Source organism: Corallococcus sp. RDP092CA, from assembly GCF_041903675.1.
GTDB lineage: Bacteria > Myxococcota > Myxococcia > Myxococcales > Myxococcaceae > Corallococcus.
Genome location: NZ_JAYESI010000012.1, coordinates 173,916 through 187,997 on the forward strand (window position 1 = coordinate 173,916; position 14,082 = coordinate 187,997).

Here is a 14,082-nt window from a genome sequence, read left to right on the forward strand (position 1 = left end):
GGCCGGGGGCTCGTGAGGGCACTGAATGGCGCAAGGCTTCCCACAGGCCGGCGACCCCCCCAGGGAGCCACACCCGGGCCAGCGGCTGGGCAACCGCTACGAGCTGCGCCGGCGGGTGAAGGCCGGCCGGGGCATCTCCACCTGGCAGGGGCTGGACCTGCTCACGCACGAGCCCGTGCTCGTGAAGGTGGCCCCGCTGTCCTCGTTCGTCCCCACGGCCCGCCACCGGCTGGAGCACGAGGCGGAGGTGCTGTCGCGGCTGCGCGGCCCCGCGCTCGTGCCCGTGCGCGACCTGGGCACCTCGGCCGACCTGTTCTACCTCGTCACGCCGTGGGTGGACGGGGAGACGCTGGAGGCGCGCCTGCGGCGCGGCCCCCTGTCCCTGCCGGAGGCCCTCATGCTGGGTCAGCGCCTGCTGAAGGCGCTCGCGGAGGCGCACCGCGAGGGCGTCCTCCACCGCGACGTGAAGCCCTCCAACATCCTGGTGCGGGACCAGCCGCTGTCCGCCGCGTGGCTCACCGACTTCGGGCTGTCGCGCAGCGAGCGGCTGGACCCGTCGCTGCGAGACCTGCCCGTGGGCACCGCGCGCTACCTGGCGCCGGAGCAGGCGGGGCTCATCAACCAGCCGGTGGAGGCGCCGTCGGACCTGTACGCCGTGGGCCTGGTGCTCTTCGAGGCGCTGTCGGGCCGGCCCGCGCTGGAGGGCGCGACCGTGGGCGAGGTGCTGCGCCTGCACCTCGACTCACGCCCGCGCCTGAGGGTGCTGGGCGTGGAGGTGCCGCTGGCGATGGAGGAGCTCATCTCCCGCCTGAGCCAGACCGACCCGCGCGACCGCTACCAGTCCGCGGACGCCGCGCTCGCGGACCTGGACGCGCTGGAGGCCGCGCTGGCCCGGGGCGAGTCGGAGCCCGCGCTCGTCACCGGCGCGCACGACCACCGGCAGAGCCTCACCGAACCGTCCTTCGTGGGCCGCCGCGAGGAGCTGGTGGCGCTGGAGCGCGAGCTGGAGCACGTGCGCGAGGACGGCTCGCGCGCCGTGGTGGTGGAGGGCGAGTCCGGCGGCGGCAAGAGCCGGCTGCTGGGAGAGTTCTCCGCCCGGGCCGCGAGCCAGCGCGCGTGGGTGCTGCGAGGCCAGGCGCAGGACCAGGCCGCGCAGCGCCCCTTCCAGCTCTTCGCGGGCGTGGCGGAGGGCATCGCCGCCGCCGCGCGCCAGGAGCCCGCGCTGGGAGCGCTGCTGCGCGAGCGGCTCGCGGGCCAGGAGGCCGGCCTGTGCACGGTGCTGCCCACGCTCACGGAGGTGTTCTTCCCCGGCGCGCGGCCGCCGCAGTCCCAGGGGCTGGGGCCGGAGTCCCTGAGCGAGAGCCGCAGCGCCTGGAGCCTCACCGCGCTGCTGAGCGTGCTGGGCACGCCGGACGCGCCCGCGGTGGTGGTGCTGGAGGACTGCCAGTGGGCGGACACGCTCACGCTGCGCGCGCTGGAGGCGTGGTCGCAGGGCCGCCGCGCCGGGGACGGGCGGCTGCTGCTCATCGTGTCCTTCCGCAGCGAGGACCTCCACGCGGACCACGCGCTGAGGCGGCTGGCGCCGAGCGCGCACCTGAAGCTGTCCGCCTTCGGCGCGGCGGAGGTGGCGCTGCTGGCGGAGTCCATGGCCGGCGTGCTGCCGCCGGAGGCCGTGGAGCAGGTGACGCGGCTGGCGGAGGGCAACCCGTTCATGGCCTCCGCGGTGCTGCACGGGCTGGTGGAGGACGGCGTCCTCATGCCCGGCCCGGACGGCTGGCGGGTGCAGCCGGAGGCCATGGCGCACGCGCGCTCGTCGCGGCAGGCGGCCACCTTCCTGGTGCGGCGCCTGCGCCTGCTGCCGCCGGAGTCCCTGCACGTGCTCAGCGTGGGCGCCGTGCTGGGCAAGTCCTTCGACGCGAAGGCGGTGGCGGCCCTGTCCGGCACGCCGCTGGAGGCCGTCACCACCGCGCTGGAGCCGCCGCGCCGCCGGCACATGCTGTGGACGGAGGGCACGCGCTCCACCTTCGTGCACGACAAGCTGCGCGAGGTGCTGCTGGACCTGCTCTCGCCGGAGGAGCGCCGGGAGCTGCACCGGCTGGCCGCGCGCGCCGCGCAGCAGGCCGTGCCCACCGACCCGTTCGAGCTGGCCTACCACTTCGACGCGGCGGGCGAGCCCGCCCAGGCCCTGCCCTACGCGCTGGTGGCCGCGGAGCAGGCGCGCCAGCGCTTCTCGCTGGACTCCGCGGAGGTGAACTACCGCATCGCCGAGCGCGGCGCGGCCGCCGCGGACGCCCGCACCCGCTACCGCATCGCGTCCGGGCTGGGCACCGCCTTGATGATGCGCGGCCGCTACGACGAGGCGCAGCGGCAGCTGGAGGCCGCGCAGGCCCTGGCGCACGACCGGCTGGAGCAGGGCCGCACGCTGGGCCACCTGGGCGAGCTCGCCTTCAAGCGCGGCCAGACGGTGCAGGCCAACGCCTACCTGGAGCAGGGCCTGAAGCTGCTGGGCCGCTGGGTGCCGCCCGGCGCGCTCACCACCGGCGCCAGCGCCGCGTGGGAGATCCTCACGCAGGCAGCGCACACCGCGGCGCCGCGCCTGTGGCTGGGCCGCAGGTCCCTGGCGCGGGGCGAGGAGGACCTGCTCGCGGTCAACCTCTACAGCCGGCTCGCGTATGGCTACTGGTACCAGCGGGGCCGCGCCGCGGTGCTGTGGGCGCACCTGCGCGACATGAACCTGGCGGAGCGCTACCCGCCCACGCCGGAGCTGGCGCAGGCGTACTCCGCGCACTCGCCCGCGCTCACCACCCTGCCCTGGTTCCAGCGCGCGTACGCCTACGCGGAGAAGTCCCTGGCCCTGCGCCAGCAGCTGGGGGACGTGTGGGGGCAGGGCCAGTCGCTGCACTTCTATGGCCTGGCCCTCTACGCCTCGTCGCGCTTCAGGGAATGCATCGAGAAGTGCCGCGAGGCGGTGCGCCTGCTGGAGCGCACCGGCGACCCGTGGGAGGTGAACAACGCCACCTTTCAAATCGCCATGTCGCTCTACCGGCTGGGCCGCCTGAAGGAGGCCGCGGCGGTGAGCCAGAGGCTGCACGCGGCGGCGCTCGCGCTGGGGGACCGGTACTCGCTGCGCCTGGGGCTGGAGGCGTGGGCCAAGTCCACCGGGGGCCGCATCCCCGCGGCGCTCCTGGAGACGGAGCTGGCGGCGCCCACCGCCACCGACCCGCAGTCCTTCGCGGGCGTGCTCCAGGCGCAGGCGCTGCGCCTGCTGCGCGAGGACGAGCCGGCGCGCGCCGCGGAGGTGCTGGAGCGCGCGGAGCACGTGGTGGAGGAGGCGCACCTGCGCCAGGAGTACGTGGCCCCCATCACCCCGTGGCTCGCCACCGCGCGCAGGCGCCTGGCCCAGCAGGCCAGCCCCCTCAACCCCCGGCAGCGCGACCGGCTGCTGAAGGAGGCGGACGGCGTGGCGAGGCGCGCCCACGCCGTCGCGCGCACCTACCGCAACAACCTGCCCCACGCCCTGCGCGAGCGCGGCCTGATGTGCGCGCTGCGCGGCCGGCCCTCGCGGTCCCGCAAGCACCTGGATGAGTCCCTGCGCGTGGCCGAGCTGCTGGAGATGCGCCAGGAGCGCGCGCTGACGCTCCAGGCCCGCGGCGAGGTGGGCCGGGCGCTGGGCTGGCCCGGCGCCGCGCGCGACCTGGAGACCGCCGCGCGCGAGCTGGAGGCCATGGAGGACGGCCTGCACCCGGAGGCGGCGCAGGCCCCGGCCGGCGTGGAGACGCTGTCGCTGGTGGACCGCTTCCCGCGCGTGCTGGAGGTGGGGCGCCGGCTCGCCGCCGCCCTGTCGCGCGAGGCCGTCTTCGAGACCGCGCGCCAGTCCATGCAGGAGCTCCTGCGCGCGGAGCGCTGCGCCGTGGTGGACCCGCGCGCGGTGCTGTCCGAGGAGGACGTGAAGGACCAGGGCCTCAGCCGCACCGCGCTCGCGCGCGCGCTGGAGACGGGCCACATCACCGTGCTGGGCCAGGGGCTGCCCGGCGGCATCAGCGAGAGCCTGGAGCTGCTCGGCGTGCGCTCGCTCCTGTGCGCGCCGCTCCAGGTGCGCGGCACGACGGTGGCGTGCGTGGTGGCCAGCCACCGCAAGGTGGGCGCGCTGTTCGGCGAGGACGAGGAGCGCCTCGCGTCCTTCGTGGCGGTGCTCGCGGGCACGGCGCTGGAGAACGCGGAGAACTTCGAGCGCGTCAACGCCCTCTCCGAGGAGCAGGGCCGCCTCTACCGCGAGGAGCAGGAGGCGGTGCGCCGCCGCGACGACTTCCTCTCCATCGCCGCGCACGAGCTGAAGACGCCGCTCACGTCGCTCCAGCTGCACATCCAGGGGCTCCAGGCCCAGGCGAGGGGCGCGCCCCTGCCGCCGGAGAAGCTGACCGCGAAGCTGGAGTCCGCCTTCGCGCAGACGCAGCGGCTGGGGAAGCTGGTCAACGACCTGCTGGACATCTCCCGCATCGCGCAGGGACAGCTGCACATCAAGCGCGAGGACGTGGACCTGGTGGCGCTGGTGCGCGGCCAGCTGGAGCGCCACCGCGAGGCCCTGGCCCGCGCGGAGTGCGAGGTGCGCGTCCATGTCAGCGAGCCCCGCCTCGTGGGCCACTGGGACGCGCTCCGGCTGGAGCAGGTGGTGGGCAACCTGCTGACCAACGCCATGAAGTACGGCGCGGGCCGGCCCGTGGAGGTGACGCTGGACGGCGACGCGACGCGCGTGCGGCTGGAGGTGCGCGACCACGGCATCGGCATCGCGGAGGAGGACCGGGCGCGCATCTTCGAGCGCTTCGAGCGCGCGGTGTCCGTGCGCCACTACGGCGGCTTCGGGCTGGGGCTGTGGATCGTCCGGGAGATCGTCCAGGCGCTGGGCGGCAACATCGAGGTCGCCAGCGCCCCCGAGCAGGGCTCCACCTTCACCGTCACCCTGCCCCGCTCCGGCTCGCCGGTGCACTGACCCAGGCCCGGCCTACCGGCGCGTCACCTCCAGGTAGATGACGTTGTCCTGCGAGTCGCGGAACAGCCGCACGTGGTCCACCTGCTCCAGCGGCGTCTCCGCCAGGAGGGCGCGCATGCCGTCCTCGTCCCGGTAGGTGAGCCACCAGTCCATGAAGGCCTCCATGTAGCCCGTCTCCGGCGGGTGCACCGCGAAGTTGGCCACCAGCAGGCGTCCGCCCGGGCGCAGCATGTGGAAGAGGAGCGCGGTGAGGCGGGCGGCCACGGAGTCCGACAGGTAGTCGTACAGCCCGGCGGAGTACGCGAAGTCCAGGCCGGAGAACGCCACCTTGCCCGCCAGCAGCGAGCGGACCGAGCCGCACACCGTCCGCACGACGCCCGCCGGGTGCAGGCGCGCGATCTCCGCCAGGCTCACCGGGTCTTGGTCGAACGCGATGAGCTCCTGGAGCCGGCGCTCCGCCACCGCGCGCGACGCCTCGGCCTCCCGCAGGTGCCCGCACGCCACCGACAGCACGCGCCCGTCGGGCCGCCGCTCGGCCGTCTCGTCCATCTTCCGCGCGAGCAGCTCCCGGCGCTCGCGCACGCTCCGCGCGGAGGGCTGCCCGTGCATGTAGCGGTAGATCTCGCGGCCCGCGTGCAGCTCGTCCGCCGCGCGGTCCATGTAGAGGTAGTCGATGAGGGCCGCGTCGCCCGCGTAGCCGCGAGGCCGCTCGAAGGCATGCCGGGTGAAGGGGCACTGGTGCAGGAAGGGGCGCAGGGGGTGCTTGCGCGCCAGCTCCAGGCAGAAGCGCTTCCACACCTCCGGGCTCCACTGCCGCCGCCGGCGGATGAGCCCCCCGTGCAGCGCGGTCATGCCGGCGTGCAGCGCCTCGTCCGGCCCCTGCACCATCCGCGCGTGCAGGGTGTCCAGCCACTCCCGCGCCTCCATGAACGCCTCCTCCGGCGGGAACGCCTCTTCCCCGGGGGGCTTCACCAGGACGAGGTGGTTGGTTTCAGGCGCGACCGGACGAGCCGCGCCGTGGACCGACAGGTTGGGCTGGCGCATAGGCATCATCCTGACAACCTGGGAGCGCAGGGCATCCACTTCCCGCGCCCGCGCCCTTCGCCAGCCCGGGCCCCGGGCGGACGGGCGGGCCACCGCGCGCCGCCCGGCCCACACCGGCCGCGCCTGGCGTGGCGCGCCGGGTCGGCGTGGCCTCGCTGGCGCGGCTCTATCCGCGAGGTCCGACAATCCCTCCTCCGGGGCCAGGGATTGCGGGGGCGCGGTATCCGGCGACAGCAACCGCGGTTAGGATGGCGCGCCCCGCCAGGAAGAGAGCCGCAAGCCGCGCATGAAGATTGAAATCGCCCACCTGCCCCACGACATCATCGAGATCATCTATCCATCGGAAGTGACGCCGAAGGACGTGGCCGAGTACGTCGAGCAACTGAAGAAGGACATCGCCGCCCGCGGGGGCTCGGAGTGGTCCGCGCTGGTGGATCAGTCCCGGCTGCGGAAGATGCCCTCGGAGGTGGTGGGGGAGATGGCGCGGCTGAACGCCTACGCCCAGCACAACGGCATGAAGCGCTCCGCGCGCGTGGTGAGCGACCCCGGCAGCGGCCTCCAGGCGTGGCGCATGACCAAGGCCGCCGGCCTCACCATCCCGGCCAAGACCTTCGAGCTGCGCTCGGAGGCGCTGGCCTGGCTCGAGGCCCCCGACGCCGACTGAGGCACCACCCCCGGCGTCCCCTCCCCCCGGCCCTCCCATGCGACCGCCCGGGTCCGCCTACGTCTTCCAGTGACACCCCCTTTCTTCGCTGTGTCTGTCGCAGTACCCGTCAGGAGTCGCCCTGCATGTCCGTGTCCGCCCCCGCCTCCCGAGCGAAGCTGCTCGGCTCCCTGTTCTGTACCCTCACCGCGCTGGCCTGCGGACCGGCGCCCGAGTCGGGCGCGCCCGGGCAGCAGCCCGCGCTGACCGAGTCCAGCGCGCCGGTCGTCTACGGCCAGGACGACCGCATGGACGTCTACGCGCACCCCAGCGCGGTCCTGCGGGAGCGGGCCCGGCAGTCCACGGTGGCGCTGCTGACGCCGAGCCTCATCGACGACTCGGACCCGAACAACATCATCGTGGACCAGACACCGCTGGGCGAGTGGGAGGGCCTGTGCTCCGACCAGCGCTTCTACAACGACCCGGCGCCGGCCTTCTGCTCGGGCACGCTCATCGACGATGACCTGGTGCTGACCGCGGGCCACTGCGTGAAGAACCAGAACGAGTGCGACAAAACGCGCTTCGTCTTCAAGTTCTACAAGACCGCGGAAGACACGCTGGAGACCATCACCAGCGCGGACGTCTTCTCCTGCAAGAGCATCGTGACGCGCAAGCTGGTGAACAACGCCACCACCTACGTGGACTTCGCCATCCTCCGGCTGGACCGCTCGGCGGCGCCGCGCTTCACCCCCGCGCCGGTGCGCCCGGGCAACGAGGCGCTGGCCGTGGGCCAGAACGTGGCCGTCATCGGCAGCGGCAGCGGCCTCCCGTTCAAGATCGACTCGGGCGGCTCCGTGCGTGAGAACAACGCCACGCTCAAGGACTACTTCGTCGCCACCACGGACACCTTCTCGGGCAACTCCGGCTCCGGCGTGTACGAGACGGTCAACAACACCGTGGCGGGCATCCTGGTGTTCGGCGACGAGGACTACGTGGAGCGCCCGGGCGAGGGCTGCAACGAGGTCAACGTGTGCTCGGAGACGGGCTGCGACGGCGAGGGCATCGTCTACGTGAACCAGGCCATCTCCGCGCTGTGCGCGGCCACCACCAGCCAGCGGCTGTGCAACCCCACGCCGCCCCCGGCGACGAAGTACGCCTTCAGCGCGTCCAACACCGCCAGCGCCACGCGCAACACCGTCAACGGCACGGTGACGCTCGCGGCCGGCCAGAAGCTCACCGTGGGCACCTGCGGCGTCACGGACGCGGCCCTCACCAGCGGCGACTCCCTGCTGCGCCTGCGCGGCCCGTCCGGCACGGAGGTCGCCTCCAACGACGACGGGTGCGGCAGCGGCTACGGCTCGAAGCTCACCTTCACCGCCGCCGTCGCGGGCACCTACGAGATCCTCGCCGGCTGCTACCAGAACGGCGGCTGCGCCGGCACGGTGGCCTGGGAGCTCACCTCGGGCGGCACGCCCCCCACGAGCGGCTCCCAGGGCTTCGACGTCAGCGACACCGCCAACGCCACGCGCAACACGCAGGACGTGGACGTGAGCATCGCGCCCGGCCAGACGCTGACCTTCGGCAGCTGCGGCGTGGGGAACGCGACGGGCACGGGTGACACGGTGGTGCGCCTGTTCAACGCCGCCGGCCAGCAGGTGACGTTCAACGACGACGCCCCGGCGTGCGGCTCGCTGTCCCGCGCGACCTACACCGCGCCGGCGAGCGCGGGCGGCACGTACCAGCTCCGCGTGGGCTGCTTCGGCAGCGAAGCGTGCAGCGGCACGGTGGCCTGGACCCTCCAGTAACCTCCCGCCTCCCCGCTGTCCCTCCGGGCCTGTCACTCCCCCGTGGTACGGGGAGCGACGGGCCCGGTGTCTCTTGGCGCCCAGCCGCTCCTGCCCCGGGGGCGCTCCTCCCCACCCGAGGCTTGACACCTGGGAGGGCGAGGTCTAACGCAAGGCGCCATGAGCACACCCCGCTTCCCGCCGTCGCCCCGCCGCCCCGTGAGCAGCGAGGGCCCGATGCGAGTCCTGCTGCTGGAGAACATCCACGCCTCGGCCCACGAGATGCTGAAGGCGGAGGGGTTCGAGGTGGAGCGGCTGTCCTCCGCGCTCAAGCCGGAGGAGCTGGCGGAGCGGCTCAAGGGCGTGCACCTGCTGGGCATCCGCAGCAAGACGACGGTGCCGGAGGACGCGCTGAGGTACGCGGACGACCTGCTGGCGATAGGCGCCTTCTGCATCGGGACCAACCAGGTGGATCTGCTCGCCTCCAGCGTGCACGGCGTGCCGGTGTTCAACGCGCCGTTCAGCAACACGCGCAGCGTGGCGGAGATGGTGCTGGCGGAGGTGGTGGTGCTGACGCGCCAGCTCTTCGACCGCAGCCGGGAGGTGCACGCGGGGCAATGGCGCAAGGTGGCCACGGGCAGCCACGAGGTGCGCGGCAAGACGCTGGGCATCGTGGGCTACGGGCACATCGGGTCGCAGCTGGGCGTGCTGGCGGAGGCCCTGGGCATGCGCGTCCTCTACTACGACGTGATGACGAAGCTGCCCCTGGGCAACTCGCGGTCGGTGCCCGCGCTGAACGCGCTCCTGGCGGAGTCGGACTTCGTGACGCTGCACGTGCCGGCGCTGGCCTCCACGCACCTGATGATCGGCCCGGAGCAGCTGGCCGCCATGAAGCCGGGGGCGTGCCTCATCAACGCCAGCCGCGGCACGGTGGTGGACATCCCGGCGCTGGCGCGGGCCCTGCGCTCCAAGCACCTGGGCGGCGCGGCGGTGGACGTGTACCCGGAGGAGCCGGAGGGCAACTCGGACGGCTTCGTGACGGAGCTGCAGGGGCTGCCCAACGTGGTGCTCACGCCGCACATCGGCGGCTCCACGGAGGAGGCGCAGGCGTCCATCGGCAAGGAGGTGGCCACGTCGCTGCTCAAGTTCGTGAAGGGCGGCGCGACGACGGGCGCGGTGAACTTCCCCAACGTGGAGACGCCCATCAACCCGGGCACCCACCGCATCATCAACGTGCACCGCAACACGCCGGGCGTGCTGCGCGACATCAACCGCATCGTGTCCGACCTGAACGCCAACATCCACGCGCAGGTGCTGAGCACGGACGCCAACGTGGGCTACCTGGTGATGGACCTGGACCAGGACGTGTCCCGCCAGGTGTGCGAGGCCATCGCCGGCCTGGAGACGGACATCAAGACGCGCATCGTGTCCTGAGGCGCCGGGCGCGGCGGCCGCGCCCTCAGGCGTCCAGGATCTTCCCCGGGTTCAAGATGCCGGCCGGGTCCAGGGCGCGCTTGAGGGTGCGCAGCAGCTCCAGCTCGCCGGGCGCGCGCGTGTAGTCCAGGTAGTCCTTCTTGAGCAGGCCGACGCCGTGCTCGGCGGAGATGCTGCCGCCGTGCTTGCGCACGAGGTCGAACATGGCGTGGTCGGACTGCTTCGCGTGGGCGAAGAAGTCCGCCCGCTCCACCCCGTCCGGCTTCATCACGTTGACGTGCAGGTTGCCGTCGCCGATGTGGCCGAAGAGGCAGATCTCCCAGCCCGGGTAGCGGCTGGCGAACACGGCGTCCAGCTCCGAGCAGAACGCCTCCAGGTTCGCCACCGGCAGCGAGATGTCGTTCTTGTGCAGCACGCCCGTGGCGGAGAGGCTCTCGCTGATGGACTCGCGCAGCGCCCACAGCGCCTGCGCCTGCGCCGCGCCCTGCGCCTGGGTGCCGTCGGTGACGAGCCCGCGCTCGAAGAGGGAGGCCAGCCACGCCTCCACCGCCGCCGGGTCGCCGCCCTCGGACTCCAGCAGGACGTAGCAGCCGCTGGGGGCCTCGAAGGGCGCGCGCAGCTTGCGGTGGCGCTGCACGCGGGCCAGGCACTTGTCGGTGAAGAACTCGTAGGCGGACAGCACCAGGGGCGCCTGGCGCGCGTCGCGGAACAGCCGCAGCACGGCGGCCACGTCCGGCACCGCGAAGAGGAAGACGTCCTGCCTGCCCGGCAGCCGCGTCAGCTTGAGCGTGGCCTCCGTGATGACGCCGAGCGTGCCCTCGCTGCCGATGAAGAGCTGGCGCAGGTCCGCGCCGGTGTTGTTCTTCTCCAGCGCGCCGTTGAGCTCCAGCACCTGCCCCTGCGCCGTCACCACCTGCAAGCCCAGCACCCACTGCCGGGTGAGGCCGTAGCGGATGACCTTCACGCCGCCCGCGTTGGTGGCGATGTTGCCGCCCACGGTGCTGCTGCCCTTGGACGCGAAGTCCACCGGCCAGGTGAGGCCGTGCGGCGCGCAGTGCTCGTGCACGGCCTCCGTCACCGCGCCCGCCTGCACGCGCACCGTGTTGCCCAGCAGGTCCACCGGCGCCATGTGGGTCATCCGCTGGAGCGACAGCACCACCTCGCCGCGCATGGCCACCGCCCCGCCCGCCAGGCCCGTGCGCCCGCCGGAGGGCACCACCGCGACGCGGTGCTGGTGGCACAGCGCCACGAAGCGGGCCACCTCGTCCGTGGTGCGCGGAAAGACGACCGCGCCCGGCGCCGGGGCGTACACGCGCGTCCAGTCGCGGCCGTACTCCTGGAGCTCCGCGGGCTCCCGGGTGAGGAAGTCGGCGGGGAAGGACTCGGCGATGGCGCGGAGGAAGTCGGCGGGCAGCGCGGCGGTGGACATGGGCCCAGGCGTATTGCACCCCCCGGGGCATGACAAGCCCGGCGGCGGCCCGGCGCACGGGGCTGGACGCATGCCGGGCTGGGAGAGCGCCCGGGCCCCCTACGCCTTGAGGAAGCCGAGGAGGGCTTCGTTGACGACGTCCTTGTTGACGGAGCACATGCCGTGGCTGAAGCCCGGGTAGACCTGGAGCTTCGCGCCCTTGACGAGCGTGGCGGTGATGCGCGCCGCGCCGTCGATGGGGACGATCTGGTCGTCATCGCCGTGCATCACCAGCAGGGGCACGTCGATGCGGGCCAGGTCCGCGCGGAAGTCCGTCTCGGAGAAGGCCTTCACGCAGTCGTATTCAGCCTTGAGGCTCCCCATCAGGCCCTGGAGGCGGAAGCTCTCGCGCAGCCCCTCCGACACCTTCGCGCCGGGCCGGTTGAAGCCGTAGAACGCCAGGCTCAGCTCCTTGAAGAAGCTGGAGCGGTCCCCGCGCACGCCCGCGCGGATGTCGTCGAAGACCTTCATGGGCAGGCCGTTGGGGTGCCAGTCCGTCTTGAGCATGATGGGCGGCACCGCGCCGATGAGCACCGCCTTCGCCACGCGCGAGGTGCCGTGACGCCCGATGTAGCGCACCACCTCGCCGCCGCCGGTGGAGTGGCCCACGTGGACGGCCTTGCGCAGCCCCAGCGCGGAGATCAGCTCCGCTAGGTCGTCCGCGTACGTGTCCATGTCGTGCCCCTCCCATGGCTGGGAGGACCGCCCGTGTCCCCGGCGGTCATGCGCGAGGGTGCGGAAGCCCCGCTCGGCCAGGAACAGCATCTGGTCCTCGAACGCGTCGGACGAGAGCGGCCAGCCATGCGAGAAGACGACGGGCTGCCCGTCCCTGGGGCCCCAGTCCTTGAAGTACAGCCGCGCGCCGTCGCGCGTGGTGAGGAAGCTGCCGGAAGCCCGCCCCGTCTGCGTCTCGCTGGTCATGTGTCCACCCTTCGCGGTGGGAAGCCCACCGCCCGCGACGGTGTGCATCGCCCCCGGGGCCGGGCACTGCCCCCCGGGGTCAGTGCGCGGCTCCCGGGACGGCCTCCCCTGCCTCAGTGGCGAGGCCCGGGGCCCTCGCGTCCGGCCGCCCCGTCGCGGTGCCAGTAGGCCGCGGCCTTGACCCACTCCGCGGGATGGTTGCGCTCCTCGATGACGTAGGTCCGCAGGTCGCGCACCCACTCCGCCTCGCCGGCGATCCACACGAAGCCATCCCCCGCCGGGGGCGTGAACCCGGCGAGCGCCTCCCGCAGCAGCGCGCCGTCTCCAGGCCCCGGCTCGCCGCGCGCGATCCAGGTCGGCTGCCAGGAGGCCTTCGTGGCGAAGGTCTGGTGTTCGGCCTCGTTCGCCACGACGGCCACGGTCGTCACGGGCACGCCCGGGCGCAGCAGCTCCACCCGGCGGCCGAGCGCCGGCAGCGCGCTCTCGTCGCCAATGAGCAGGTACCAGTCGAAGTCATCGGGCACGAGCTGTGAGCCCTTCGGCCCGCCGATCTCCAGCGTGGCGCCGACCTTCGCCTGGGCGGCCCACTCCGTCGCGGGTCCGGAGCCATGCAGCGCGAAGTCGATGGTCAGCGTCTGCCCGCGGTTGTCATGGGCGCGCGGCGTGAAGTCGCGCATCACCTGCTCCCCCGCCTGGGAGAAGAACAGCTTGATGTGGTCATCCGGCGACGGGCTGTGGAAGTCCGCGAGGTCCGGCGACGCGAAGTGGATGCGCCGCATGCGCGGCGTCACGGACTCCACGCCGCTGACCACCAGCTTGCGCCGCCGCAGCTCGTGGCGCACGCGAACGATCTGATGCAGGTCCTGGGAGCTCATGAGCGGAGCCTCTCGATCTTCTGCGCGGCCTCGTCGATCAACGCCGCCACGTCGAGCACGACCTTCCTGTCGACGCCGGGCGACAGCGTGTCGAACAGCACGCTCTTCAGGTTCTGCATGGCGCGGCGGACCGGCGCCGCGTCCGTGCGCTCGCGAAGCGCACCGGCCTCTCCCAGCCGTCGCAGCAGCCCCTCCACCACCTCCGCGTTCTCCGCGAGCAGCGCCTTGCCCTGCGCCGTGATGGCGAAGAGCTTCCGCTGCGTGTCCGTCGTGTCGGGCTCGCTCACCAGCCCCATGTCCTTGAGCAGGGTGAGCGTGGGGTAGATGACCCCGGGGCTGGGGGCGTACACGCCCCGGCTGAGCCCCTCGATGGCCCGGATGAGGTCGTACCCGTGCCGGGGCTCCTCGTTGATGAGGTGGAGCAGGACGAGCCGCAGCTCGCCGCCCTCGAACATCCGGTGCCGTCCGCCGCCAGGGCCGCCGTGGCGCCCGCGGGGGCCCTCGCCTCGCTCGTGGTGATGCCAGTGCTCCGCCGGGTCGCCCCGGTCCCGTCCGTGTCTGCCGCGCATGCCGTGTCCTCTCAGGAGACTCAAGATTGTTCTGAGATATATCTCAGAACCATCTGCCGCAACTCGAACTGCGGGGGGCCGCCGGCCGCCCACCGGGCTGGCCCTCATGGGGTGAGGAGCCCGCCTGGGTGCTGGAGGTCTCCCATCGCCAGGGCGCTGAGGCCGCCGACGCCGACCCCGGGGAGCGCCCCGCTGTACCGCGACAGGACAGTGCGCGAGGTCGGGCGCTCCCCGTTCGCACGGCGGCCATGGAGGACGGCCCGTGGACAGCATCGCGGGACCGCGCCACCTGCCAGCGGGTGTGACGGCGCCCAGCGCATCATCCCCCGGGTTCGCCATGCCGCGCAGGCGCGGCGC

The 14,082-nt window shown here is 73.2% G+C and carries 9 protein-coding genes; 4 read left to right on the forward strand and 5 right to left on the reverse strand.

The genetic code is table 11. The features are described 5' to 3' along the window. The first annotated feature begins 25 nt into the window (after window positions 1-25). Window positions 26-4,987, forward strand: a complete 4,962-nt coding sequence (locus U8525_RS15890) for an ATP-binding protein (protein ID WP_374266437.1) — start codon at window positions 26-28, stop codon at window positions 4,985-4,987. Window positions 4,988-4,999: 12 nt separating this feature from the next. Here U8525_RS15890 and U8525_RS15895 read toward each other — a convergent pair whose 3' ends face one another. Next, complete coding sequence (locus U8525_RS15895; RefSeq protein WP_374266439.1) at window positions 5,000-6,031, reverse strand: class I SAM-dependent methyltransferase; 1,032 nt, start codon at window positions 6,029-6,031, stop codon at window positions 5,000-5,002. Window positions 6,032-6,317: 286 nt separating this feature from the next. Between U8525_RS15895 and U8525_RS15900 the strand changes: the two genes are divergently transcribed. The 3 genes from U8525_RS15900 to serA all read left to right on the forward strand — a co-directional run bounded on the left by U8525_RS15900 (window position 6,318) and on the right by serA (window position 9,892). Then, window positions 6,318-6,695 (forward strand): STAS/SEC14 domain-containing protein, encoded by a 378-nt coding sequence (locus U8525_RS15900; RefSeq protein WP_374266441.1) that lies wholly within the window; start codon window positions 6,318-6,320, stop codon window positions 6,693-6,695. A gap of 125 nt (window positions 6,696-6,820) precedes the next feature. Continuing rightward, a complete protein-coding gene (locus U8525_RS15905; protein ID WP_374266443.1) occupies window positions 6,821-8,479 on the forward strand; it encodes a trypsin-like peptidase domain-containing protein in 1,659 nt (552 codons plus the stop codon). Between the two features lie 159 nt (window positions 8,480-8,638). Next, window positions 8,639-9,892 carry a phosphoglycerate dehydrogenase gene (serA, locus tag U8525_RS15910; protein ID WP_374266445.1) on the forward strand — a complete coding sequence of 418 codons (1,254 nt, stop codon included), beginning with the start codon at window positions 8,639-8,641 and terminating at the stop codon, window positions 9,890-9,892. Window positions 9,893-9,917: 25 nt separating this feature from the next. On the opposite strand, the gene U8525_RS15915 is transcribed toward serA, so the two are convergent. From U8525_RS15915 to U8525_RS15930, 4 genes are all read right to left on the reverse strand, one after another. Next, complete coding sequence (locus tag U8525_RS15915; protein ID WP_374266447.1) at window positions 9,918-11,321, reverse strand: FAD-binding oxidoreductase; 1,404 nt, start codon at window positions 11,319-11,321, stop codon at window positions 9,918-9,920. 99 nt (window positions 11,322-11,420) lie between these two features. Further along, complete coding sequence (locus tag U8525_RS15920) at window positions 11,421-12,281, reverse strand: alpha/beta fold hydrolase (protein ID WP_374266448.1); 861 nt, start codon at window positions 12,279-12,281, stop codon at window positions 11,421-11,423. Window positions 12,282-12,394: 113 nt separating this feature from the next. After that, a complete protein-coding gene (locus U8525_RS15925) occupies window positions 12,395-13,156 on the reverse strand; it encodes a siderophore-interacting protein (RefSeq protein ID WP_374266450.1) in 762 nt (253 codons plus the stop codon). Then, window positions 13,153-13,725 (reverse strand): PadR family transcriptional regulator, encoded by a 573-nt coding sequence (locus tag U8525_RS15930; protein ID WP_374266452.1) that lies wholly within the window; start codon window positions 13,723-13,725, stop codon window positions 13,153-13,155. The genes U8525_RS15925 and U8525_RS15930 overlap by 4 nt, the downstream gene beginning before the upstream one ends. Window positions 13,726-14,082: the final 357 nt, after the last annotated feature.